Genomic DNA, 25,371 nt, shown 5'->3' on the forward strand with positions numbered 1-25,371 from the left:
ACGAGGGCTTTTTTTATCACTTCCAATGCATTATTTCTTTTTAAAGAGATAAATTTGATACTGTGCTTGCAACTCAAATTGTTCATTTTTTTCTAGAGCTTCTCGACGCTCAGCTTTCACTTTATAGGCATAAGGCGTCATTGCAATTAAGTTTTTGAGATCCTGCTGAGAAAGTGACATGTTCGCTTGAACCACTTGTTCACTTTCCAATTCAAAATCATTCGCCAGTTGTTCCACAAATTTATGCGGTTCATGGGGTTTTACTTCTTCAAACAAAGCTTCACGCATTGCATAAAGATGCTCTGGTGCAGGTGTAACCACCATCAAGTGCCCCTCAGGCTTTAAAACGCGAAGGATTTCTTCTTTGGGAATAGGACTAAATAAACTCGTACACAAGTCAATTGAGTGATCTAACACAGGCAAAGTCGCCCCTGTTCCTACCACCCAAGTCACTTCTTTATTCAGTTTAGCGGCCACTTGTACTGCATTTTTAGCAATATCGACACCCACACACTGTAGTACTTCAGCTTGCATCGCATCGGTGTAATAGCCTTCACCACAACCAATATCCAACAAGTTTTCAACCCGTAATTTTTGAATCAAAACCACCACTGCCTGTTGCAAAGGTGCATAGTGACCTGCGCTCAAAAATGCTCGACGCGCCTGTACAGATTCAGGCGTATCGCCCGGGTTTTTACTGTGTTTATGTTGAACCACATGTAAATTGACATAGCCTTGTTTTGCAACATCATAGCTATGATTATTTTCACAGCGCCATGTCCGCTCTGTGAGTTTTAATGCTTCACGGCATACAGGACACATCAACAGGTTCATCATTTACTCCACTATATTTAGAAATAAAAAAACCGGCATCTGTGGGAGCAAATGCCGGTTTCGTTTATTTATTTGCTTAACGTAATTTTAAAGTCATTAGACCCAAAACTACCAGCATAATTGTGATAATCCAGAAACGAATCACCACCTGAGTTTCACGCCATCCCTTTTTCTCATAGTGATGGTGCAGCGGTGCCATTAAGAATACGCGTTTATTCCGCATACGCAGCGAGCCAATTTGCAAGAAGACAGAAATAGCTTCAACCACAAAGACACCGCCCATAATGGCAAAAACGATTTCTTGGCGAACCATGACTGCAATCGTACCGAGCATCGCACCTAGAGATAAAGCACCAACATCACCCATAAAGACTTGAGCAGGATGCGCATTAAACCATAAGAATGCTAAGCCAGCACCGATCATTGCCGCACAGATCACGACAAGTTCAGATGCATATTTCACATAAGGAATATGTAAATAATCGGCAAAACGAACATCACCAGCCAGATAAGCAAATACACCTAAACCTGCGGCAACCAGAACGATTGGCATAATCGCCAAACCATCCAAACCATCGGTTAAGTTCACAGCATTAGATGCGCCGTTAATCACCAAATAAGTAAAGACAATAAAGCCGATACCGAGTGGAATAATAGACAACGGAATGCTAATTTCTTTAAAGAATGGAATCAGTAGATCCAACATATTTGAGGTATGTACAGGATTCGCTTGCTGTGTCGCAATCACATAGAGCGCAATACCGGCGCCTAGAGATGCCACAGAAGTCCAAAAGAATTTCTTCTTCGCAGGTAGACCTGCGTTGTCTTTATAACGGATTTTAATCCAGTCATCTGCCCAGCCAACAGCACCAAAGATCACCATCACGCCAAGTACAATCCATACATAAGGGTTTGAAAGATCGGCCCAAAGTAAGGTTGAAATCCCAATAGACAGTAAAATCAACACACCACCCATAGTTGGTGTGCCCATTTTTTTGGCATGATTTTCAGGTGCAAATGAACTGACTGCCTGACCATATTTGAGAGCTTGCAATTTGCGAATCATCACAGGTCCAAGCAACAGACCAATGGCCAATGCCGTTAAGACACTGAGTAGCGAACGAAGCGTTAAATAACGAACAACCTGAAACGAGCTGTGATAACCCGCAAGCTGCTCAAATAACCATAACAGCATTAAAGTTTCTCCATCAAGTCAGCCATCAAAGTTTCCATGTGGGTATAACGAGAACCTTTAAACAGGAAACTCATGGACTGAGGCTGATGTGTTTTGACTAGACTAATTAATAACGGTAAGGCCTGTTCTTGAGATAGAAAGGCCTGTAATTTTTTACCATATTGGGTACTGCGCGCGCCTTCTTGCACAGCAGGTGAAAACTCACCGACAGCAACAACAAATTGAAGACCGGAGTGTGACACAAGGTCACGTCCCAACATGTAGTGCTGCTGTGCAGCAGATGAACCTAATTCACCAATATCCCCAATGACCATGACTTTGATGCCATCTTGCTGCGCAAGTACATCAGCAGCAGCACGCATTGAGGTTGGATTTGCATTGTAAGTATCATCAATAAACAAATAATCTTTGTGTTGAATAAAGTTTAGACGACCTTTGGCACCAGTTGCATGTTCAAGACCCACAACGATGTCATCTAAACTCACGCCAATCGACAACGCGAAAGCTGCGGCAGCAGTGGCATTTTGCACATTATGCTCACCCGCAAATGGCAGTTGAACAGAACGCGAACCTTGTGGCGTATTTAAGATAAAACGTGAAGATTGAGCCTGAAGTTCAGTCTCAGTCGCAAAGACATCCCCGCCCTGACCAAAACTCATTACTTGCTCAGTTTGCACCGCTTGACGAATAGCATCTGTAAAATCATCTGCCGCAGGGACAATCGAAGTTCCTGTTTTCGCTATATGTGCATAAATTTCAGACTTGGCACGACAGATGCCATCACGTCCACCAAACTCGCCCATATGTGCGGTACCAATATTTAAAATACCGGCAACCTGAGGCTGTACCAAATTTGACGTGTAATCAATTTCACCTTTATGACTGGCACCAAGCTCCATCACGGCATACTGATGTTCTAGACGCAACTCAAGTAACATCATCGGTACGCCAAGGTCATTATTTAAATTACCGCGCGTGATTAACGTTGGTGCAAGACGAGAAAGGATACTACCGAGCATCTCTTTGGTCGTGGTTTTACCACTGCTTCCTGTCAAGGCAATCACTTTTAAGGCTGGGTTTTGGGCACGACGAAATGCACCCAAATGTCCAAGCGCCAAACGTGTGTCTGCAACCACCAACTGACAAATATCCACATCGACCGGATGACTAACGATGGCAATTTCACAACCCTTTTCAGCCACTTGAGCAAGGAAGTCATGTGCATCAAAGCGTTCACCTTTCAGGGCAAGAAAAGCATCGCCTTGCTCTGCATGACGTGAATCGGTCAAAATTCGTTTCACAGGACCTGTCGGCGCTTGATTGTTATGCCAGTGCCCTTGTGTCGCTTGAACCAACTGTTCGGCAGTCCATGGTTCTAACGGAACCGTACTGGTCGTTGAAGTATGCATATCTGTTTCCTATTGCGCTGGATAAGCCGAGTCAGTGTTGTGATGCTGTGAATCAATCGCTGATTTCACTTCCACCACATCATCAAACCAATGTCGAACACCATCAATTTCTTGATAGTTTTCGTGGCCTTTACCAGCAATCACCACAATATCACCCGCTTGCGCATGGTTGACTGCGAATTTAATCGCTTCACGGCGGTCATGGATTTCATGGACAGTTTTTCCAGTGAAATCAATACCAGCCTTCATATCTGCAAAAATTTGTTCTGGGTTTTCAGTACGTGGATTATCCGAGGTAATCAACGCAACATCTGCATGATTTAATGCCGCTTGAGTCATCAATGGACGTTTACCACGGTCACGATCACCACCACAGCCAAACACCGCCCATAGCTGTTGCGAAACATGACGCTTTAAGGTCTGTAACACTTGAATCAAGGCATCTGGTGTATGTGCATAATCCACCACGAACAAACGTTCATCATCACGGATCACTTGCATACGACCCGGTGCACCTTTTAACTCGGGCGCAGTTGCGATCAAGGCAGATAAGTCAAAACCTGCTTGCTCCGCTGAAATTAAGCTCGCCACAATGTTTTCAATATTGAAGTGCCCCAATAATGGACTTTGCACCACAAATTCAGCTTGAGCAGTACGTAATTTAAATTGTGCGCCCGTTAAGCTGTATTGGATATCCGTCACTTGATAATCCGCAGCCTGACGCGTTGAATAGGTCAAAATTTTAGGCTGAGCCGGATTTTGACGTGCAGCATTCAGCATCACTTCGGCATGTTCATCATCGAGATTGATGACTGCAACTTTGAGCGATGGAAACTGAAATAAACGTGATTTCGCTTCAGCATAGGCTTGAAGGGTTTTATGATAATCCAAATGGTCACGACTTAAATTGCTATAAGCGGCAATTTCAATTGCACAGCCATTTAATCGACCTTGTTCTAAGCCATGCGAACTTGCCTCAATGGCAGCAAACTCTGCACCTTCAAGTGCATAGGCATGCAACGCATTTTGCATATGCAACGCATCTAAAGTGGTGTGAGAAGAGGCTTCTAAATTCGGTAAAATTCCGTTTCCAGTGGTTCCCATCACTGCACATTTTTTGCCTTGCAGCATGAGTAATTCAGCGATTAAGCGTGAGATCGTGGTTTTACCATTAGTACCCGTCACTGCCAAAATTCGTGCAGCTTGAACCGGTTGAGTCGCCTGTAAATATTGCTTTTGCCACTGCCCCATCAATTGACGCACATCAGCAATCACAACACTTTGATCCAAGCCCAAATCAGTTTCGGAAATAACTGCCAACGCACCATTTTCTAACGCTGTACGTGCAAATTGTGCTGTTTTTTCAGGTTGCGAAAACGAAGTCAGGGCAATAAATATTTGCCCTGCTGTAACTTTGCGACTATCCAGATTGAAGCCCTGAAAGGATTGTGTCATCCATTCAGCGGGCTGTTCAACGGTGTATAGATCTTGAAACGTAATTTTCATTCATCACCTATTACTGGATCTTAGGAGTGTCTAAAGGTTTATCTAAAGGTACGTTCATTAAACGTAAAGATTCTTGCATTACACGAGCGAAAACGGGTGCAGCCACCAGACCACCGTAATACTGACCTGTTGGGTTTTCCACCACAACAATCATGGCCAAACGTGGATCACTCACCGGTGCGACACCAGCAAAGAGTGCACGATATTCTGAAGTCGAATAGCCTTTACGGTCTGCACGTAATTTATGTGCTGTACCAGTTTTACCCGCCACGCGATAACCCGGAATATTGGCTTGACGTGCCGTACCACCCGGCAAGGTTACCGCTTCCATCATTAAAAGCACTTGATCAGCAATTTTAGGGTCAACCATCTGCTCACCTTTCGGCTTTTCCTCAAGCTTGTACAAGCTCAGTGGCATTTTGACGCCCTTGTTGGCAATCATGGCATATGCATCAGCCAGTTGGAGTACTGTAGCGTTCAGACCATAACCATAAGCCATGGTTGCTACTTCTGACACATTCCATTTGCTCTTCGGCAAAATCAGACCAGCACTTTCACCGGGGAATTTCACCGCTGAACGCTGACCAAAGCCAAGACGTTGATAGAACGTCGGTAATGTTTCATAAGGGAGAGATAAAGCGATTTTTGCCACACCGACGTTAGACGATTTTTGAATAATGCCGCCCAAAGTCAGAGGACCATAGTTATGCGTATCTCGAATAGTATGATTCCCAACACGCATAGAACCCGGTGTGGTATTTACCACCGTATTTGCCGTGTATTTACCGCTTTCCAACGCCATTGCCACGGTCATTGGCTTCATGGTTGAACCTGGCTCAAAGGAGTCAATCGCACCACGGTTACGCATGGCATCTTTATTTAAAACGCCTTTTTTATCGTTCGGGTTGTACGACGGCCAAGAGGTCATCGCCAAAATTTCACCTGTTTTGACATCCACGGCAATCGCGGTTGCAGAACGTGCATTATTGGCCACCCCTGCGGCGGTCAACTCACGGTACATGATGTATTGCAAACGTGAATCGATACTGAGCGTGATATTTTCGCCCGACTCGACTTCTTTCACGATCTCAGGGTCTTTAACGCGGTTGCCCTTTTTATCACGGACAATTTGCTGCGCACCATCGACACCTGAAAGACGTTCATTCAGCTGCATTTCCAAGCCTTCAATACCCATGCCTTCACTATTGGTTAAGCCAATAATTTGTGAGTTTGGCTGAGGCTGTGGATAATAACGCTTATAGTTTTTCTCAGTATATACGCCCTGAAAGTCACGTTTCATGATCAATTCAGCTTGTTGCGGCGGTACTTCTTTCTTTAAAACCAAATAACGTGAACGTGGACGCTCATTCATTTTGCGTTTCAGTTCAGCACGATCCATACCGACAGCATCGGCAAGTTCATCTAAGCTTAGATTTTTATCGGGTAATTGACGTTTTAACTTACGGTTGTTTGGATCTTTAGCCAATTCAGCCGTAGTTTCTTCAAAGAGTTTTTTATTGTCAAAATAATCACGTGGATCGATCACGATTTTCATGATCGGGGTACTAATCGCTAAAGGCACACCGTGACGGTCATAGATGACACCGCGCATGGCTTTTAAGGTTTCAGTTCTTAAAATTTTGGCATTGGCTTTATTTTGTAAAAAGTCTTTATTGATGATTTGTACATAAAAAGCCCGCCCCACCAATGCAATGAAGCACAGCAAAACCACTGCCCACATCAAGTGATAGCGCCACATCTCCACCGAAATGGCTGTACGACCAGTAACAGACTGCTGTTTTTTACGCGGAGTTTGTTTGTTTCTCTTTTCAACCATGTGACCGGCAGCCTATTTTTTCTGTTCTGGAGTTTGTGGCAATGAAATAACAACGGTTTGTGCAATAGGAGGCGAATACATGCGTAATTGGGTAACTGCACGTGTCCCAATTTGGGCTGTTGCACCGAAAGTTTGTTGTTCGATCAGCAAACGTCCCCATTCTGCGTTGAGGTCATCCCTTTCACGCATATAGGTACTCAATTGACGATAATCTTGGCGATATTCAAAGACTTGAAACACCACCATAATCGCACTCACAAAAACCAAGAGCAATAAAATGCCGTATGTAATGATTTTCTTCGACTGCGATTGATCAGAGTTTTTTTCGATTGCTTCGGTTTTCATTCTTTGCCTTTTAAGCTAAACGCTCTGCCACACGAAGCCAAGCACTACGAGATCGTGGATTGGCTTTAACTTCTTCTTCACTTGCTTTAATTCGTGACACTTTTTTTAAGCGGCGGGTATCTTCGCGTTTTTGTGGTAAACCCCAGCCTGTGTCTTCTGCAAGTGTAGATTCTTTTTGAATAAATTGTTTAATTAAACGATCCTCTAAAGAGTGGAAACTGATTACTGCAAGAGTGCCTTCAGGTTTCAGCATATCCACCGCTTGAGGTAAGAAGATATCAATATCGTCGAGTTCTTTGTTAATAGCAATACGAATTGCTTGGAAAGTTCGTGTCGCTGCATGTTTATTTTTTTCCCATTTCGGGTGGGCAACTTTCACAATTTCGGCCAATTGAGCTGTGGTATCAATATACCCTGCCGCTTTAATTGCTTTGGCAATACGGCGGCTATAACGCTCTTCACCATATTTAAAAATAATATTGGCCAAATCTTCTTCTTCAATATCAACCAACCACTCTGCGGCTGTTGGACCTTGTGAATTGTCCATACGCATATCAAGTGGGCCATCTTTCATAAAACTAAAGCCACGCTCTGCTTGGTCTAGCTGCGGAGATGACACCCCTAAATCCGCCATTATACCGTCGACCAAATCGATACCACGACTACGCAGTTCCTCTTTTAAATCGGCAAAACTGGCGTGAATAATTTTAAAACGCGCATCTTCTTGTTCTAATTCTGCTGCAACGGCCAATGCTTGTGGGTCTTTATCAAAGGCATAAACACGTGCATTTTCATCTAATTTAGACAGTAATAAACGTGTATGACCGCCACGCCCAAATGTGCCATCTACGAAAATTCCTGTATTGCGATCTGCCAGTAAAGCATCAACAGTTTCATGAAGTAATACAGAAATATGCGACATAAGGGTTCGTTCAACACAGCTAAAAATGTAACTGCACATTATTACCTTGTTTTAGCAAAGCTCCAAACGTCTTTTTGTACAGAAATATTACTTTCCATAGAGAAAACCGTTTTTATTTTTTGCCATCCATTAAAAAACCTCCCGAAGGAGGTCTTTGAACATCTCAAATCCTAGATTTCGATGTATTAGCGCTTGTTATTGTAGATCTGATCGAAGATCGCACCATTCACAAAATGTGTTTGTTGAGCTTTTGCCCAACCACCAAACACTTCATCAATAGTAAATGTTTTTAATGGCGGGAACTGTGATTTATATTTTGCTAAAACTGCTGCATTACGTGGGCGATAGAAATGACGAGCCGCCATCTCTTGACCTAATGGAGAATAAAGATAATTGATATAGCCTTGAGCTAACCATTTATTACCATTTTTATCGACAGTTTTGTCCACGATTGCCACTGAAGGCTCAGTCAAAATCGACATCGATGGATACACGATATCAAATTTGTTTTTACCCAAAGTTTTTTGAGTAACTAAAGCTTCGTTTTCCCAAGTTAACAGTACATCACCGATGCCTCGTTCAGCAAAAGTAGTCATCGATGCACGTGCCGCAGAGTCCATCACTTTTACGTTATGGTACATTTTACCCACGAAATCTTTGGCTTTGGCTTCATTACCACCCGGTTGTTTCAAAGCATAACCCCAAGCTGACAAGTAAACCCAACGTGGGAGACCGCCAGTTTTCGGGTTCGGGGTAATAATTTGTACGCCCGGTTTGGTTAAATCAGACCAATCTTTAATATGTTTCGGGTTGCCTTTACGCACCATGAAGACAATCGTTGACGTATATGGCGCTGAGTTATGTGGAAACTCTTTTTGCCAGCCCGGCTGAATCTGACCAGACTTCACAATTTCTTCGATGTCATTGGCCAATGCCAAAGTCACGACATCACCTTTTAAACCGTCAACCACAGAACGGGCTTGTTTACCTGAACCACCGTGTGATTGTTTAAATGCGACCGTTTTACCCGTACGCTCTTTCCAATATGCACCAAATGACTTATTAAATTCGTCATAAAATTCACGCGTCGCATCATAAGAAACGTTTAAAAATTCACGATCAGCGGCCTGAGCAGACGCTGAGAAAGCAACACCAGTGGCAAGCAACGCAGCACTGAGCCACGCCTTAAATTGAGTTTTCATAACAGCCAGCATAAAGTTATATTCAATACTGCTAAATATATGAAATAAAGTCATAAATCGCAATTGCAGCAAGTTTAGACCCTTTGCTGAATACAGCCAACACAGCGAATTTAATTGTTTGTTTTTCATATTAAAATACACAAAAACAATCTACTTATTCCCTATATATAGATTTTTATGCATTACATATGCGAAAAACGGATAATCTAGATTATCCGTTTTTACAACGCCCATTATGGTGGATCGTTTTACTCTTTATTCTTTTCACTATAAATTTGATCGAAAATCGCACCATTCACAAAATGTGTTTTTTGCGCTTTAGCCCAACCACCAAACACTTTATCAATGGTAAAGGTTTGAACTTTCGGAAATTGAGCAGCGTATTTTGCTGTGGCTTTTGCATCACGAGGGCGGAAGAAATATTTACCTGCCAGCTCTTGACCCTTAGGCGAATATAAATAGTTCAAATATCCTTTCGCCAAATTTCGATTACCATTCTTGTCGACGGTTTTATCTACTACAGCCACCGAAGGCTCGGCTAAAATCGAAATAGACGGATAAACAATGTCATATTTATCTTTGCCTAAGCCCTGAGTCGCTAACAGTGCCTCATTTTCCCAAGACAGTAAGACATCTCCAATGCCACGCTCAGCAAAGGTCGTGAGTGAACCACGTGCGCCTGAATCCAAAACTTTGACATTGCTATAGAGTTTTTTCACCAATTCTTTGGCTTTGGCATCATTGCCACCCGGTTGTTTTAAAGCATATCCCCAAGCTGATAAATAGATCCAACGCGGTGCCCCACCTGTTTTTGGATTTGGCGTAATAATTTCAACGCCCGGTTTGGTCAGGTCATTCCAATCTTTAATTTTTTTCGGGTTGCCCTTACGCACCAAAAATACGATGGTTGAGGTATACGGTGCAGAATTATGTGGAAATTGTTTTTGCCAGTTTTTATTGATTTGTCCGGTCGCCACAATTTCATCAATATCGTTGGCCAATGCCAAAGTCACCACATCTGCCTGCAAACCTGTTGCCACTGCACGAGCTTGTTTGCCAGAGCCACCGTGAGATTGTTTAAAGTTAATCTCTTGTCCTGTACGTTTTTTCCAATATTGTCCAAATTCTTGGTTATATTCCTGATAAAACTCACGTGTTGGGTCATAAGAAACATTCAAGAAATCTTTTGCGGCATATACCTGTACCGCTACCCCACCCAACAAAGCGAAAATGCCCGATGCTATTATTTTTTTCATCTGCTCAAACTCAAATTGATCTTGAGAGCACTATATAAATCAAAAATAACTTTAACAATCAGCTATCTATAATATAAATTCAAATCTATTTCTGTTTTAAAGATATCTAAAAATAACGTATTTAAAGCTTTAATTCTGCTAATACAGCAACAATCAGAAGCGATCTCCATGCTATCTTCATAGTTGTTTGCTAAAACATCCGAAAATCTGGAGAAAACAGTCTATTTAGGTAATCCTAGTACAGACTTTTTTAGTTTTTTTGTAAAAATTGTGACGTAGTTCTACTTTTTAATTACGAAAGATGGTTAAATCGTAGTCTAAATATTAAAACTATTTTGCAAATAAAAAGTTCCATCACCAAAACTAGGGGGAGATTTGGACATGAAATTTTCATACGCACTATGCCTAGGCTTAAGTTTAAGCTTTACTGCACAGACTGCTTTTTGTGCTGCAACCAGCACCGCATCGAATAACAAACTTACGATGCCTGCTGAACGTACCTCATTGATCGAAAAAGCGATTAATCAGCAAAAGTCTGAAGGTAAAGGCCGTACAGACGATAATTTAAAAGTACTTACGTCTATTAAAGCCGCACCGACTCAAAGTTTCTTTGCATCACAAAACCAAAGTTTTTCTCGTTTTGTTCAAGCCATTTTCTCTGGTAGCAACTCATAACGACATCAGCATATTGATGCTGTCCAAGCTATTGTTTTAGACCAGTTCCCCCACTGTCGTCTAAAAAACACTAAAAACGCCTGATCATTCAATGTTGAATTAAGCATTAAGTGATCAGGCTTTTTCGTTATAATAGATCCCAATTTACATTCTGATTAAAAGCTGATTATGACTGTTCGTACTCGTATCGCACCTTCTCCTACTGGTTTCCCGCATGTTGGGACTGCTTATATTGCATTGTTTAACTTATGTTTTGCGAAGCAACATGGCGGTGAATTTATTCTTCGTATTGAAGATACAGACCAACTGCGCTCTACACCAGAATCTGAAAAAATGATTTTAGATTCATTGCGTTGGTTAGGTTTAAACTGGTCAGAAGGTCCAGATGTGGGTGGCCCTCATGCGCCATACCGCCAATCTGAACGTATGGACATTTATAAACAATATGCGTTGGAACTGGTTGAAAAAGGCCATGCGTTCTACTGCTTCGCAACAGCAGAAGAGCTCGATCAAATGCGTGCGGAACAACAAGCCCGTGGTGAATCACCGCGTTATGACGGTCGCGGCTTAAAACACACTGCAGAAGAAGTGGCACAGCGTTTGGCTGCTGGTGAACCGCATGTCATTCGTATGAAAGTACCTGAAGAAGGGATTTGTAAATTTAACGACTTACTACGTGGTGAAGTCGAAATTCCTTGGGCGCAAGTCGACATGCAAATTCTACTGAAAACCGATGGTTTACCAACGTATCACTTGGCAAACGTGGTTGATGACCATTTAATGGAAATCACTCACGTGATTCGTGGTGAAGAATGGATTCCATCTGCGCCTAAACACCAATTATTGTACAAATATTTTGGTTGGGACATGCCTGTGCTTTGCCACATGCCGCTGTTACGTAACCCAGATAAATCAAAACTGTCTAAACGTAAAAACCCAACCTCAATTAACTACTACAAAGACATCGGCGTTTTACCTGAAGCATTATTGAACTACTTAGGCCGTATGGGCTGGTCAATGCCGGATGAAAGTGAAAAATTCACTTTGGCTGAAATGATTGAACACTTTGACATTCAACGTGTATCACTAGGCGGTCCAATCTTTGATGTTGAAAAGCTAAACTGGTTAAATGGTCAATGGATTAAAGGTTTAACACCGGGTCAATTGCTCGATACCCTACTGGCTTGGAAAGCTGATCGTAATACCTTGGAAGAAATTGCTGCTGCGATTCAACCACGTATTAATTTATTGTCTGAAGCAGTGAATTGGGCAGGTTTTTATTTCAACCAATTCCCAACACTCAGCAAAGAACAGTTTGAAAGCAAAAAATTGACTGAAGAACAAGTTCGTCAAAGCCTTCAATTTGCCATTTGGCGTCTAGAAAGCATGTTCACTTGGAACAATGACACCGTCAGCCAAACGCTTATGGATTTGGCGAACCAAATGGACATTAAACTTCGTGACTTCATGCCAACCTTCTTTATTGCTATTGCTGGTTCGACATCTTCGACACCGGTTATGCAATCGATGGTAACCATTGGTCCTGATTTAACCTTTGCTCGCTTACGTCATGCGCTTGAAATTGTGGGCGGTCCGAGTAAAAAAGAAACAAAAGCATGGGAAAAACTCAATGAAAGCCTAAAACTGCCGAAAAATGATGCAGTTGATGAAGCTTAATTGATTTTTTAGTTGACGGATGGGCGTTATCCCCCTAATATAGCGCCCATACCGAGAGATGGTGTCAACCAACTCTAAGTTGCCTCAAATTGTCCCTATCGTCTAGAGGCCTAGGACATCGCCCTTTCACGGCGGTAACCGGGGTTCGAATCCCCGTAGGGACGCCATATTCAAGGTGATGCAAATCATCTTATAAAAAACCCAAGCATTATGACTTGGGTTTTTTATTGCCTAAATTTTATCTAATATAAATTTACGGTATTTTTGCTTTCTGCGTCATTCTGATTAAAATAAACCATAGATTAAAATTATGGAGTTGTAATGCAATACCGTTGCCCTAAATGTCAAAGCCCTAAAATTATGCCTCTTGCGCAAGCAGGTCAGCCTGTTGCTCGACCTGTCGTGCCTAAAAGCCTGATTATCCTCATCCCTGCGGTATTTATTCTTTTACTATTGGTGATTATCAGCATCGCAATGTGGATTTTTGGTGACGGTGCAGGTACTACATTACAAACTGCGACTGTTGTTGTATTTATTGCTTGTTTGATTGCTGGCTTCATGTTCTACCGTGACCTACCAGATTTTAAAATCTCAATGCAAGGTTTTATGCAATCACAGAAAAAATGGAAATGCCGCGAATGTAATCATGAGTGGGAAATCTAAACAGGCTATTTAAATCACATCAGCATTAGTGCTGATGTGATTCATCATGAGAATGCGCGTGATCATCTTGATGATGTTCATGATCAGAGTTTTGGGTGTGTTGGTGCACCACACATTCATCTTCTTCGATCTGCAAAGTCATCTCCGTGATTCCGTGCTCATGTTGCAACATTTCAATTGCCTCAAAATACAAGGCATTACGATCGGCTTCAGGTGCAAAGAGATGAACCGTCAAATGCACATTCTTTGACGTTATTGCCCAGACCTTTAACTGATGAATACTCTCCACCCCTTTGAGTGCCAATAAATCATTGCGTAATTTTTCTATGTCGATTTCTTCAGGCACGCCTTCCAATAAAATATTGATACTTTGTTTGAGTAAAATCCACGTCCTTGGTAAGACCCAAAAGCCAATGAGCACCGCAATTAGCGTATCGACCCACATCCAGCCGGTAAAATAAATAATCGCTGCGCCAATAATCACACCGACCGAACCCAAGGCATCACTTAACACCTCTAGATACGCCCCTTTCACATTCAAGCTTTCTTGTGAACTGGAAAATAAAATACGCATCGAGATTAAGTTAATGATCAGACCGATGACGGCCACAATCATCATGCCCATACTTTGAATTTCCGGCGGCGTTGAAAAGCGCTGATAGGCCTCATACAAAATATAAATCGCAACCACAAATAGCATCAAGGCATTAAACAAGGCTGCCAAAATCTCAAAACGCTGATAGCCAAAGGTGCGTTTATTATCAGCAGGAAGCTTGCCAATTTTGATCGCGACTAATGCTATGGCAAGGGCTGCGGCATCTGTGAACATATGTGCCGCATCTGACAATAGCGCCAAACTTTGCGTCATAAAACCAGCAATGACTTCAATAATCAAAAATGTCGTGGTCAGTGCTAAGGCAAAACTTAATTTTTTGACATTCCCTTCTGTGACAACGGCATGGCTGTGGTCATGCCCATGATGCTCACTCATTATTTTCTGACCTTTATAAATTATATGTTCTTCAGTCTTGAGCTTAACAGGTGCAGTAAACGTAATAAAATTACATCATTCAACCTTCAGTATTACGTTTTACTTTCAAGCTTAAAAACTGCTTTTTCAGCATCTTCTTTCAATTTATTAAAAATAATTTTTCGCGATCTAGATGACTGAAATTACTTATAAATATTTTTCAATACCTATTCACATATCATGACAAGCATGCTAATTTTCATCTTAAGTGTGATCTGTTTAAAACAATTAAATCATTCATCGCAGCGCACGAATGACTACAATTAATATCCTTATTAATCAAGTGGTTATATCTAGAAACAAGGAGTTTAACAATGATGATACAAGCTCTGAAAAAAATCTATGCACTGTTGTCACAACAGATGAATCCAAAGTTGCAAGGAATGCACCTTTCGGTTCCAGAAGCCGAGGGTGATTACGCTCAAGGGACTTATTTTGAAATTCTTGCGGCTCAACACCATCAAGACTTTCTCAGTCACCATACTATGGATTCAGCAGACCAATCCCCTACTGACTATCGCAATGCCATGTGGAATTTTTTAAGTGCCGCATTAAAAGGTCATAAAGATGCCCAATATCGCTTAGGTCTCGGTTATTTACGTGGAGAACTCGGCTTAGACCGCAATTATGAACTTGCAGAGCTTTGGCTCAGTAAAGCGGCTGCACAAGGCCATGAACATGCAGACTACGTCTTACATCATGCCTATGAAGACATTGTTGTATAGTCATTGCTTCTCACGCAATAAAAAACCAGCCCGCAGGCTGGTTTTTTATTTTAAAACTGGAACTTAGTTACCAATTTTGCGGTATTTTTGACGCTTTGCAACAAGGTCATCACCATCACGTTTACGACGGTATTCTTCAAATTCATGGTAGTTACCCGTGAAGAATTCAGGGGTTTCACCTTCAAATGACAAGATGTGCGTTGCAATACGGTCGAGGAACCAACGGTCATGCGAGATCACCATTACAGTACCTGGGAATACTAAAATGGCATCTTCAAGCGCACGTAAAGTTTCGATATCCAAGTCGTTTGATGGTTCATCGAGTAAAATGACGTTTGCGCCCATTTGCAGGATTTTTGCAAGTTGTAAACGGTTACGTTCACCACCTGACAATTGACCTACACGTTTTTGCTGATCTTGACCTTTGAAGTTAAAGCGACCGATATACGCACGAGATGCGATTTCGTATTCACCAATCTTCAAGATGTCTAAACCGCCAGAAACTTCTTCCCAAACAGTTTTGTTATCATCTAAAGTGTCACGAATCTGACCGACATAAGCCACTTTAACCGATTCACCCAGTACCACAGTACCTGTATCCGGCTGCTGCTCGCCTGTCATCATACGGAACAATGTGGTTTTACCCGCACCATTCTCACCCACGATACCCACAATGGCGCAAGGCGGTACAACGAATGATAAATCTTTATAAAGCGTACGATCACCAAACGACTTGCTGATGCCTTCAACTTCTACAACCTTGTTGCCTAGACGTGGACCAGGTGGAATGTAGATTTCAGACGTTTCGTTACGCTGTTGGAATTCGCGTGAGTTAAGCTCTTCAAAACGCTCCATACGCGCTTTGTTTTTCTTTTGCTGACCTTTGGCATTTGAACGAACCCATTCAAGTTCTTTTTTCAATGCTTTAGCAAAAGATTCTTCTTGCTTCTGTTCTTGCTCTAAACGAGCATTTTTCTGCTCTAACCAAGAAGAGTAGTTGCCTTGGTATGGAATACCCATGCCGCGGTCAAGCTCAAGAATCCACTCTGCCACGTTATCCAAGAAGTAACGGTCATGGGTAATTGCAACGATCGTACCTGGGAAGTCTTTCAAGAAACGTTCTAACCAAGATACTGATGAAGCATCCAAATGGTTCGTCGGTTCGTCTAGAAGCAGCATGTCTGGTTTAGACAATAACAAACGGCAAAGTGCAACACGACGGCGCTCACCACCAGACAACTTAGATACATCTGCATCCCAAGCTGGAAGGTTCAACGCTGCAGCAGCCTGATCCATTTGGTTGACAATGTTATGTGCATCCCATGAATGGATAATCGCTTCTAACTTCTCTTGTTCTTTTGCAAGTGCATCAAAGTCAGCATCTTCTGCTGCATATTCTGCAAACACTTCATCAAGACGCGCCAAAGCATCCAACGGTTCACGTAAACCGTCTTCAACGTTACCACGAACATCTTTGCTTTCATCTAATGGCGGCTCTTGTTCAAGGTAACCAATTTTGATACCCGGTTGAGCACGTGCTTCACCTGAGAAATCTTTATCTACGCCCGCCATAATACGAAGCAAGGTAGATTTACCTGCACCGTTTAGACCAAGCACACCAATTTTTGCGCCTGGGAAAAATGATAAAGAGATGTCTTTCAGGATTTCGCGCTTAGGCGGAACCATCTTCGACACACGGTTCATCGTGTAAATATATTGGGCCACTTAGGACTCCTCAATAGTCAAAACATATACGGAACAACACAAAGTTGCCCCTGCTCAATTGAGCGAAAAAATAATCGGCTATTATACGCATAAAGTCGTGAAAAAATAAGGTTTCGCACGCGGCTTCAATGCATTGTTACAAGTTTAATGGCGAACAAAATTTAAACATGCGTTTTTAAGCATGATTTCGCTCATCTTTAGCTGAAAATTATTCAACAATATGAATAATTATGATATTAATTTTAAAAATAAAGCACTTTTATTCATATATATAAATGATAGACTGTTTAAAAAACTAGCTCACTTAGATGAAGTAATCATGACCTATAAAGACGAAACTTTAGCAATTCACGCGGGGTATACACCGGAGCCAACCACCAAAGCGGTTGCGGTGCCAATTTATCAAACCACCTCATATTCCTTCGATAACACACAGCATGGTGCTGATTTATTTGACTTAAAAGTTCAGGGTAATATTTATACCCGCATCATGAATCCAACCACAGCGGTACTTGAACAGCGTGTTGCAGCACTCGAAGGCGGTATTGGCGCTTTGGCCTTAGCCTCTGGTATGGCTGCCATTACATATGCGATTCAAACTATTGCTGAAGCAGGCGACAATATCGCTTCAGTTTCGACCCTTTATGGCGGCACATATAACCTATTTGCCCACACCCTGCCGAAACAAGGCATTGAAGTTCGCTTCTTTGATTATCAAAACCCCGAAGCGCTGCGCAGCCTCATCGATGACAAAACCAAGCTGGTCTTTGTCGAATCTATCGGTAACCCATTGGGCAATATTATTGACCTCGAAGCAATTTCGAAAATTGCGCACGAATATGGCATACCTGTAGTAGTAGACAATACCGTTGCTACTCCTGTCCTGCAAAAATCATTTGAATTTGGTGCCGACATTGTGGTGCATTCCTTGACCAAATATATTGGCGGTCATGGTAATTCTATTGGTGGCATCATCGTCGACAGCGGCAAGTTCCCATGGGGCAAGTACCCTGAACGTTTTAAATCACTCAACACCCCTGATCCAAGCTACCACGGGGTGAATTATGTCGAAGCTTTAGGTGAAGCTGCCTACATTGCCCGCGCGCGCGTGGTGCCGCTGCGTAATACGGGCGCTGCGATCAGCCCGCACAATGTGTTTTTGATCTTACAAGGTTTGGAAACCTTAAGCCTGCGCATGGAACGTCATACCGAAAATGCGCAAAAAGTGGCTGAATATTTACAAGCACATCCAAAAGTAAAATGGGTTAACTACGCTGGCTTAAAAGACCATCCACAGCATGCTTTAGCGCAAAAATATGTCAAAGGCAAACCGTCTGCGATTCTTTCCTTTGGGGTTCAAGACGGCCTTGCAGGTGGCACACGTTTCATCGATGCCCTACAACTCTTTACTCGCCTCGTGAATATTGGTGATGCCAAAAGTTTAGCTTGCCATCCTGCGACCACGACACATCGTCAGCTCAATGAAGATGAACTCAAAGCAGCCGGTGTCAGCATTGATATGGTTCGTTTATCGATTGGGATCGAGCATGCAGATGACTTGATTGCCGACTTAGAGCAAGCCTTAGCTGCTGTTTAAAGCATAATTGCACATTCCACAGGTCTTATTTTTAAGGCCTGTTTTTATTTCCATTTCATTTAAAGAACCTCCCCCACATAATCCGCCTTCCAAATTTGGGCATCTATTGCCCTGCTTCTATATTTATTTACAATTTTATTTATCTTGAAAATCGACTTTTTTTAGGTTGCAACGATGTTGATAAAAGCACTTCTCTTTCACATATTTATGTGTTAAAAATTGAGTAAATAGGGATTTTAATTTAGAGTAAAAACTCTAAATATTATTTTATTATCAATTACTTATCATGTGGCTTTTTTTAAATAAAACGCTATCATACCGCTGACTTAAAACAGCCCTGCACATAGCGTTGTCGGGCCGATAAATGAATACAATAAAACTGATTTAACAGGGAACCTCATCGTGAATTCAAGACTTGAGAAACGTTTCGTTGACCGTGTCAACGGTAAGACCATTTTAATCACCGGTGCATCGAGTGGTATCGGTTTAACCACAGCGCATCGCCTTGCCAACGCAGGCGCACATGTTCTACTGGTTGCACGTACCAAAGAAACTCTTGATGCCGTAAAAGCTGAAATTGAAGCCACTGGCGGTAAAGCCGATGTTTTCCCATGTGACCTCAATGATATGGACTCCATTGATGCTGTGGCACAACAAATCCTCGCTTCCGTCGATCATATCGATATCTTAATTAATAACGCTGGCCGCTCTATTCGTCGTGCCGTGCATGAATCTACCGATCGTTTCCATGATTTTGAACGTACTATGCAGTTGAACTATTTTGGCGCGGTACGTTTGGTGATGAACCTGTTGCCGAAAATGATGATTCGTCGTGAAGGTCATATCATCAACATCAGCTCGATTGGTGTATTAGCCAATGCAACGCGCTTCTCTGCATATGTTGCATCTAAAGCCGCATTAGATGCTTTTAGCCGTTGCCTGAGCGCTGAAGTTCACTCACATAATATTGCCATCACGTCGGTCTACATGCCATTGGTGCGCACGCCAATGATCGCCCCAACCAAAATTTATAAATACGTTCCAACCCTTTCTCCAGAACAAGCGACTGACCTGATTGCGTATGCCATCGTGAAACGTCCGAAGAAAGTCGCAACCAATTTGGGCCGTTTGGCTTCGATCACCTACTCCATTGCTCCTGACATTAATAACAAACTCATGTCGATTGGGTATAACTTGTTCCCAAGTTCTTCAGCGTCTATTGGTAAACAAGAAAAACTCAATTGGGTACAAAAAGCATATGCTCGCCTATTCCCTGGTGAACATTGGTAAGACCTGATGCACCCCTAAAAAAAGCCCTTTTGAGGGCTTTTTTTATTGGGTTTTATGCGGCAACTTTGCTACATTGGGCTGAGATAAAATCAACTTTTATAACAATGAAAACTCAAAATATTGCCATCATCGGTGCGGGTACTGCGGGATTGGCTGCTGCAGCAATGCTTGCTGCTCAAGGCCATCAGATCTGCTTATATGAAAAAGTCTCACAACTTGAACCTGTGGGCGCAGGATTATTATTACAACCTGCCGGACTGGCAGTTTTCGAACATTTAGGCACTTTGGAACACGCCTTAAGCCTAGGTGCTGTAGTAACTGGTCTTGAAGGTCAACTGGCTGGCGGCGACTTGCTGATAAACAGTCATTATCGACAGGCCGATGAACGTTCATATGGACTCGGCATTCACCGTGCCACACTCTGTCATGTCCTTGCATCCAAAGTCCGTGAGTATCCTCAACACGTTGAGTGGTGCATGGCGCATGAGGTACATGAACTTCAAGAATCCAGTGACGGTATAAACGTGATTGGGCAGTCCGCAGATCAATCCTTTCAACGTCAGTTTGATCTCGTGTTGATCGCCAATGGCGCACGCAGCCATTTACGCCCTAAAGCGTGGGAAAAGCTCAACCAAGCCTATCCTTGGGGTTCAAAGTGGATCATCGTGCCTGAATGCGAAGTGCTGAATCCGCAAATCTTGCATCAATTCTATGACCGCTCCAATATCATGATGGGGGTGATGCCTACGGGAGCAATTCCAACGCAGCCTGAACAGCGCCTTTCGAGCATTTTCTGGAGTCTACCTACAGCAGATTTAGAAGGATTCTTAAAAACCAAAAGCGCACAGCAGCAATGGCTGCTTGAAGTTTCGAAACGCTGGCCGAGTGTCGCAGAATGGTTAGCACATGCGATTCCACATCCAGATGATCCGCAGCAGTGGCTGTCTGCCAACTATCGTGATGTGGTGCTGAGCAAACTTGGTAAAGGCCGTATCGGCATCTTAGGAGATGCGGCTCATGCCATGAGTCCACAGCTTGGACAAGGTGCCAATATGGCGCTGCTCGATGCATGGGCCATCAGTCATGCCCTGCTCCAATATCAACAGGATTCCTCACTACAGAACTTATGGCAGCAGTATCATCAACTGCGGTTGCCGTCCGTGCGGTTTTACCAATTTTTTAGCCGCCTACTGACTCCTTTTTATCAATCACATCATCGCTGGACAGCACCGCTGCGTGATATTTCATTTCGTGCCATGTATCAGCTGCCGTTTTTCCGCAAAGAAATGGCCATCACGATTTCCGGCTTAAAAACGGGTGCGTTTGGACAAATGAATTATGCCGACATTGCCCGCAAGCCTGCAGATGATTCTGCGGCTGAACTGCGCAATTTAAAATTTGATTAAGAATTAACTCCCCATCATTCTCTTGATGGCTTACACTATGATGCTGCTCAAATGCTGCGGCATTTATTTTTTGATTTTTGAATTGGTGAAATCCTCATGAACAACCTGCAATGGCTCGATGAAGTAAAATTTAACGAACAAGGCTTAGTGCCTGCTATTGCACAGCATCATCAAAGCGGACGCGTTTTGATGGTGGCATGGATGAACCGTGAAGCGTTGGCGCAAACTGCAGAAAAAAATCAAGCGGTGTACTTTTCACGTTCACGCAATAAGTTATGGCATAAAGGTGAAGAATCTGGCCATTTCCAAACCGTGCATGAAATCCGTTTGGACTGTGATGCTGACGTGATTGTGCTACAAATTGAACAACATGGCGGCATTGCCTGCCATACCGGCCGTGAGTCATGCTTCTACCGCAAGCTTACTGCCAATGGCTGGGAAATTGTCGATGCGCAATTGAAAGATCCTGCTGCAATTTATGGCGCAAAATCAGCAAATCCGCATACCCTCGCGATGAATGCATCCAATGCACAATCTGAGCAAGTCGAAGTACTCGACTACTTAGGTAAAATGATGGCTGAACGCAAACAAGCTGATCCTGAGTCCTCTTATGTGGCAAAGCTTTACCATAAAGGCCTCAACAAAATTTTAGAAAAAATCGGTGAAGAAAGCGTTGAAACCATCATTGCCGCTAAAGATTTTAAAATCGAAGCCAATGAAGACAACAAAAACGATTTGATTTACGAAGTGGCAGATCTTTGGTTCCATACCATTGTGATGTTGGGTTATTTCGATATTGATCCACAATTGGTACTCAACGAACTCGCTCGTCGTCAAGGCCTTTCGGGTTTGGTTGAAAAAGCCAACCGTCAGCACTAAGACGCAACCGTGCCAGAGCTTAAAAAACCGACCGCGACCTATGAGCAGGCCACTGCCATAGATAACGCACGTCTTGGCAAATCATTTAAAGTGATTGCCTATGCTGGCACAGGTAAAACCACCTCACTCCAAATGATCAGTGATGCCATGCCTCAGCGGCGTGGCATGTACTTAGCCTTTAACAAAGCCATTGCCACCGAAGCACAGAATCGTTTTCATCAAAATGTCGACTGTCGCACCTTCCACTCATTGGCCTATCGCAGTGTTCCACGTGGAGTGACTGACAAACTGCGTCTACCGCGATTAAGCCCCAGTTTTATTGCCAAAGAATATCGACTAGAACCGATCACCTTACGTCGTATGATGGGCGGTCGTTATGAAAAATATGTACTCATGCCTTCGCGTTTGGCGAGTCTGGTGGCAAATGCTGTTAGTTATTTCTGTTCGACCAGTTCACAGTACCCTGCCCCACGACATCTACAAGCACCGAGTTGGTTGCATCCAGACGATATCGAAAGCTTACAAAAGCATTTATATCCTGCCATTGAACGTCGTTGGTTAGAGTCGATTGATCCGAACCATGCAGCAGGAATTGGACACGATATTTATTTAAAACTTTGGGCTTTGTCTGAACCGAATATTCCTGCGGATTATGTGCTGTTCGATGAAGCTCAAGATGCTGACCCACTAATGCTGGGGATTTTACTAAAACAGCGGAATACCCAAGTCATCTATGTGGGCGATGCGCATCAGCAAATTTATGCATGGCGTGGCGCAGTCAATGCCATGCAGCAACTCCCATTACCCGAATCACGTTTAACCACGTCGTTCCGTTTTGGTGAAGAAATTGCCTTGAACGCCAATGCTCTGCTGGGCGCATTGAATGAAACCGTGCCGTTATTGGGTAATCCGCAGCTCAACTCTAAAGTGGTCAATAAGCCGCATACCAAGATGCGCGATGCCATTTTATGTCGTACCAATGCACGCGCGATGGAACTGTTATTGGCTGGTTTGGTTAAGGGCGAAAAAGTTAGCCTGCAAGCAGATCATGCACGACTCAATCGTTTTGTGGATGCTGCAGCCATGCTCAAACAAGGCAAACGCGTAGTCGATGTCCCAGAGCTTGCGTGGTTTAACTCATGGCATGATGTGCATGAATATTGTGAAACCAATGACGGCAGCGATATTAAACCGCTAGTGAAGTTGGTCGATGACCACGGTACTGACCCACTGAAAAAGGCGCTGGCGAAAATCACCCCGATAGATCAGGCTGACTACATCATCTCGACCGCCCATAAAGCCAAAGGTTTAGAATGGGATCGGGTGCATATTGAAGATGACTACCAATTTAAGCTCAACGATAAAGATTATAAAATTAGTGACGAAGAGTTACGGTTACTTTACGTGGCCTGCACACGTGCTAAAGTAAGTTTAAATATCCATCATATTTATGACTTGATGCAGCACTTAAAACGTCAAATGCCTAAATCTTTGGCACAAGCGGTCAGCTAGTATGATGACAAAGGTGAATAAACAATAAATCAGTAAAAGGTGCACCATGAAAATACAATCGATTCAACTCAAGCACACCCTTCATTTTACTGATATCACCCTCAATTTTAATTATCACGATCTGCCGATTACCTTGATTTTGGGTGATCAAAGCTCCGGAAAAACCTCCCTACTGCGCTTTAGTTACCAGGCCCTCACTTGGTTTGCTGCACGCTATAAAGATTTGCGTACCGCAGGCGTGGTAATGCTCGATCAAGACATCATGTTAAATCGCTTGCAATCGAAACTTGATATTCAGGTCAGTTTTCCCGAAGACATTGGGGCATTTCAGCTTTCAAGTGATCAGCAAGACCAAGACCCGCAATGTTGTTCATGGCAATTGTATAAAACTTTAAACAGTCAAGGTGTCGGCCTCAGTAAGGCCGAAACACGGCAATTAGAATCGATGGTTTCACTGTATCAAAAAGCCCTCAAAGCTGATCCGTTACAAGGGTTGCCACTCATTGCCTATTACCCTGCTGAACGCTTCGTCAACGATGTGAATATTCTTAATAAAAACAATCCTGCTATTTTTCAGCCTTCACATGCCTATGAAATCTCGGCCATTCCCTTTACCACGTTTATTCGTTTTTTTGAGTGGTTCCGAGAAATATCCGACATTGAAAATGCACAAAGTGCCGAATTAATTCAAAATTTATTACATCCTAAAACCCAAGCCGATACATCCAACGCATCAGACACGCCAATTTTTGGGCAAAAACTAGCACAAGCTCAGGCCGATCTACACGCGCCGTCACTCAGATCATTAAAACAAGCTTTAGAGACCGTGTTGCCCGATGTGAGCAATATTTATCTGCAATATCACCCCAAATTACAGTTAATGGTCTGCTATCAAGGCAAAGACATGTTATTTCAACAGCTGTCGAATAGTGTGCGCAACCTTGTGGCCTTAATTGGTGATATTGTGCGTCGCCTCTGTCTACTCAATCCTCATAGCTTATATCCGTGCCAAGAAGGTGACGGCATTTTATTGATCGACGCCATAGACCACCAACTCGATCAAAACATGACTCAAGTGATTTTGACCCGTTTAAATCAAGCGTTTCCACGACTCCAAATCATTGCCAGCGGAAACCGTCCTGAACTGCTCGAACAAGCTTCTCGTTTTCAGTGCTTACAACTACAGAATAATAAGCTCAGTGAGATTCAGCCTGAAAAACTACAAGAAACCTATGATCAGATTTATCAGCAGTTGCAACTCGGATCAAAGCCATCGCTTCCAGCTAAAACTGAAGAGACGGAATTAAATGAGCCACTGAACAGCCCAGATACCATCCAGCACATGTTGCAGTTAATCCAGACGCAACTGACCGAGCAACAGCAACAAGAATTGGTTAGGGCTTTATCACAGCGGGGTGATCAGGACGTTACGATCCAACCGCTGAGTTAAAAATGCTGAGGCTGATTGGCTGAGCGTAATCCATAGCCTCGATGTTTAAATATTCAGCAACAAGGCCGCGATAAATGTCGAGTCAGTTGCGTCAGGCGTATAATGTGTAAGTGGTTCATAAAAAAGATTGATGTTGTTTTACGCATGTAATATGATCGGTTTTATTTGCAATTTTCATAGTAACATCGGAAATTGCTATCGCTTCACGAGTTGCGCAACACAGCTTGTTTTTAATT

At 42.9% G+C, this 25,371-nt stretch carries 21 protein-coding genes and 1 tRNA gene; 11 read left to right on the top strand and 11 right to left on the bottom strand.

Features of this window, described 5'->3' with window-relative positions:
- Positions 1 to 30: 30 nt before the first annotated feature.
- The 9 genes from B1202_RS04455 to B1202_RS04495 all read right to left on the bottom strand — a co-directional run bounded on the left by B1202_RS04455 (position 31) and on the right by B1202_RS04495 (position 10,506).
- Positions 31 to 834 (bottom strand): putative RNA methyltransferase, encoded by an 804-nt coding sequence (locus B1202_RS04455; RefSeq protein ID WP_078189385.1) that lies wholly within the window; start codon positions 832 to 834, stop codon positions 31 to 33.
- A gap of 76 nt (positions 835 to 910) precedes the next feature.
- The gene (gene mraY / locus B1202_RS04460) at positions 911 to 2,029 is read right to left on the bottom strand and encodes a phospho-N-acetylmuramoyl-pentapeptide-transferase (protein WP_078189386.1); all 1,119 of its coding nucleotides are present in this window, start codon (positions 2,027 to 2,029) and stop codon (positions 911 to 913) included.
- Positions 2,029 to 3,438, bottom strand: a complete 1,410-nt coding sequence (locus B1202_RS04465; protein ID WP_078189387.1) for a UDP-N-acetylmuramoyl-tripeptide--D-alanyl-D-alanine ligase — start codon at positions 3,436 to 3,438, stop codon at positions 2,029 to 2,031. Before B1202_RS04465 ends, mraY begins: the two co-directional genes overlap by 1 nt.
- Before the next feature lie 9 nt (positions 3,439 to 3,447).
- A complete protein-coding gene (locus B1202_RS04470) occupies positions 3,448 to 4,944 on the bottom strand; it encodes a UDP-N-acetylmuramoyl-L-alanyl-D-glutamate--2,6-diaminopimelate ligase (protein ID WP_078189388.1) in 1,497 nt (498 codons plus the stop codon).
- Positions 4,945 to 4,954: 10 nt separating this feature from the next.
- Entirely contained in the window at positions 4,955 to 6,781 is a 1,827-nt protein-coding gene (gene ftsI, locus B1202_RS04475) for a penicillin-binding protein PBP3 (RefSeq protein WP_078189389.1), read from the bottom strand.
- A 12-nt stretch (positions 6,782 to 6,793) separates the two neighbouring features.
- Positions 6,794 to 7,126 carry a cell division protein FtsL gene (gene ftsL, locus B1202_RS04480; protein WP_078189390.1) on the bottom strand — a complete coding sequence of 111 codons (333 nt, stop codon included), beginning with the start codon at positions 7,124 to 7,126 and terminating at the stop codon, positions 6,794 to 6,796.
- A 10-nt stretch (positions 7,127 to 7,136) separates the two neighbouring features.
- Entirely contained in the window at positions 7,137 to 8,048 is a 912-nt protein-coding gene (gene rsmH / locus B1202_RS04485) for a 16S rRNA (cytosine(1402)-N(4))-methyltransferase RsmH (protein WP_078189391.1), read from the bottom strand.
- Between the two features lie 185 nt (positions 8,049 to 8,233).
- Positions 8,234 to 9,250 carry a sulfate ABC transporter substrate-binding protein gene (locus B1202_RS04490; protein WP_078189545.1) on the bottom strand — a complete coding sequence of 339 codons (1,017 nt, stop codon included), beginning with the start codon at positions 9,248 to 9,250 and terminating at the stop codon, positions 8,234 to 8,236.
- A gap of 248 nt (positions 9,251 to 9,498) precedes the next feature.
- Positions 9,499 to 10,506 carry a sulfate ABC transporter substrate-binding protein gene (locus tag B1202_RS04495; protein ID WP_078189392.1) on the bottom strand — a complete coding sequence of 336 codons (1,008 nt, stop codon included), beginning with the start codon at positions 10,504 to 10,506 and terminating at the stop codon, positions 9,499 to 9,501.
- Between the two features lie 381 nt (positions 10,507 to 10,887).
- Here B1202_RS04495 and B1202_RS04500 point away from each other — a divergent pair, with 381 nt between their 5' ends.
- The 4 genes from B1202_RS04500 to B1202_RS04515 all read left to right on the top strand — a co-directional run bounded on the left by B1202_RS04500 (position 10,888) and on the right by B1202_RS04515 (position 13,521).
- On the top strand, positions 10,888 to 11,181 hold the full coding sequence (locus B1202_RS04500) for a hypothetical protein (protein WP_078189393.1): 294 nt from the start codon (positions 10,888 to 10,890) through the stop codon (positions 11,179 to 11,181).
- 168 nt (positions 11,182 to 11,349) lie between these two features.
- Positions 11,350 to 12,858 carry a glutamate--tRNA ligase gene (gene gltX / locus B1202_RS04505; protein ID WP_078189394.1) on the top strand — a complete coding sequence of 503 codons (1,509 nt, stop codon included), beginning with the start codon at positions 11,350 to 11,352 and terminating at the stop codon, positions 12,856 to 12,858.
- 91 nt (positions 12,859 to 12,949) lie between these two features.
- A tRNA-Glu gene (locus B1202_RS04510) sits at positions 12,950 to 13,025 on the top strand.
- Between the two features lie 154 nt (positions 13,026 to 13,179).
- A complete protein-coding gene (locus B1202_RS04515) occupies positions 13,180 to 13,521 on the top strand; it encodes a hypothetical protein (protein WP_078189395.1) in 342 nt (113 codons plus the stop codon).
- Between the two features lie 25 nt (positions 13,522 to 13,546).
- Here B1202_RS04515 and B1202_RS04520 read toward each other — a convergent pair whose 3' ends face one another.
- Positions 13,547 to 14,512 carry a cation diffusion facilitator family transporter gene (locus B1202_RS04520; protein ID WP_078189396.1) on the bottom strand — a complete coding sequence of 322 codons (966 nt, stop codon included), beginning with the start codon at positions 14,510 to 14,512 and terminating at the stop codon, positions 13,547 to 13,549.
- Positions 14,513 to 14,865: 353 nt separating this feature from the next.
- Between B1202_RS04520 and B1202_RS04525 the strand changes: the two genes are divergently transcribed.
- Positions 14,866 to 15,276 carry an SEL1-like repeat protein gene (locus tag B1202_RS04525; RefSeq protein ID WP_078189397.1) on the top strand — a complete coding sequence of 137 codons (411 nt, stop codon included), beginning with the start codon at positions 14,866 to 14,868 and terminating at the stop codon, positions 15,274 to 15,276.
- A gap of 63 nt (positions 15,277 to 15,339) precedes the next feature.
- Here the strand turns inward: B1202_RS04525 and ettA are convergent, their stop codons facing one another.
- Complete coding sequence (ettA, locus tag B1202_RS04530) at positions 15,340 to 17,001, bottom strand: energy-dependent translational throttle protein EttA (RefSeq protein ID WP_078189398.1); 1,662 nt, start codon at positions 16,999 to 17,001, stop codon at positions 15,340 to 15,342.
- A 319-nt stretch (positions 17,002 to 17,320) separates the two neighbouring features.
- On the opposite strand from ettA, the gene B1202_RS04535 reads away from it, so the two are divergent.
- The 6 genes from B1202_RS04535 (at position 17,321) to B1202_RS04560 (ending at position 25,135) form a co-directional block, all read left to right on the top strand.
- Positions 17,321 to 18,598 (top strand): O-acetylhomoserine aminocarboxypropyltransferase/cysteine synthase family protein, encoded by a 1,278-nt coding sequence (locus tag B1202_RS04535; protein ID WP_078189399.1) that lies wholly within the window; start codon positions 17,321 to 17,323, stop codon positions 18,596 to 18,598.
- 402 nt (positions 18,599 to 19,000) lie between these two features.
- Positions 19,001 to 19,888 (top strand): SDR family NAD(P)-dependent oxidoreductase, encoded by an 888-nt coding sequence (locus B1202_RS04540; RefSeq protein ID WP_078189400.1) that lies wholly within the window; start codon positions 19,001 to 19,003, stop codon positions 19,886 to 19,888.
- Between the two features lie 104 nt (positions 19,889 to 19,992).
- Positions 19,993 to 21,294 carry an FAD-dependent oxidoreductase gene (locus tag B1202_RS04545; RefSeq protein WP_078189401.1) on the top strand — a complete coding sequence of 434 codons (1,302 nt, stop codon included), beginning with the start codon at positions 19,993 to 19,995 and terminating at the stop codon, positions 21,292 to 21,294.
- 96 nt (positions 21,295 to 21,390) lie between these two features.
- Complete coding sequence (gene hisIE / locus B1202_RS04550; RefSeq protein WP_078189402.1) at positions 21,391 to 22,173, top strand: bifunctional phosphoribosyl-AMP cyclohydrolase/phosphoribosyl-ATP diphosphatase HisIE; 783 nt, start codon at positions 21,391 to 21,393, stop codon at positions 22,171 to 22,173.
- A gap of 9 nt (positions 22,174 to 22,182) precedes the next feature.
- Entirely contained in the window at positions 22,183 to 23,685 is a 1,503-nt protein-coding gene (locus B1202_RS04555) for a UvrD-helicase domain-containing protein (RefSeq protein WP_078189403.1), read from the top strand.
- Between the two features lie 46 nt (positions 23,686 to 23,731).
- Positions 23,732 to 25,135 carry an ATP-binding protein gene (locus B1202_RS04560; protein ID WP_078189404.1) on the top strand — a complete coding sequence of 468 codons (1,404 nt, stop codon included), beginning with the start codon at positions 23,732 to 23,734 and terminating at the stop codon, positions 25,133 to 25,135.
- Positions 25,136 to 25,371 lie beyond the last annotated feature (236 nt).

Origin of the sequence: Acinetobacter amyesii (assembly GCF_002018365.1) — a bacterium.
Classification (GTDB): Bacteria; Pseudomonadota; Gammaproteobacteria; order Pseudomonadales; family Moraxellaceae; genus Acinetobacter; species Acinetobacter amyesii.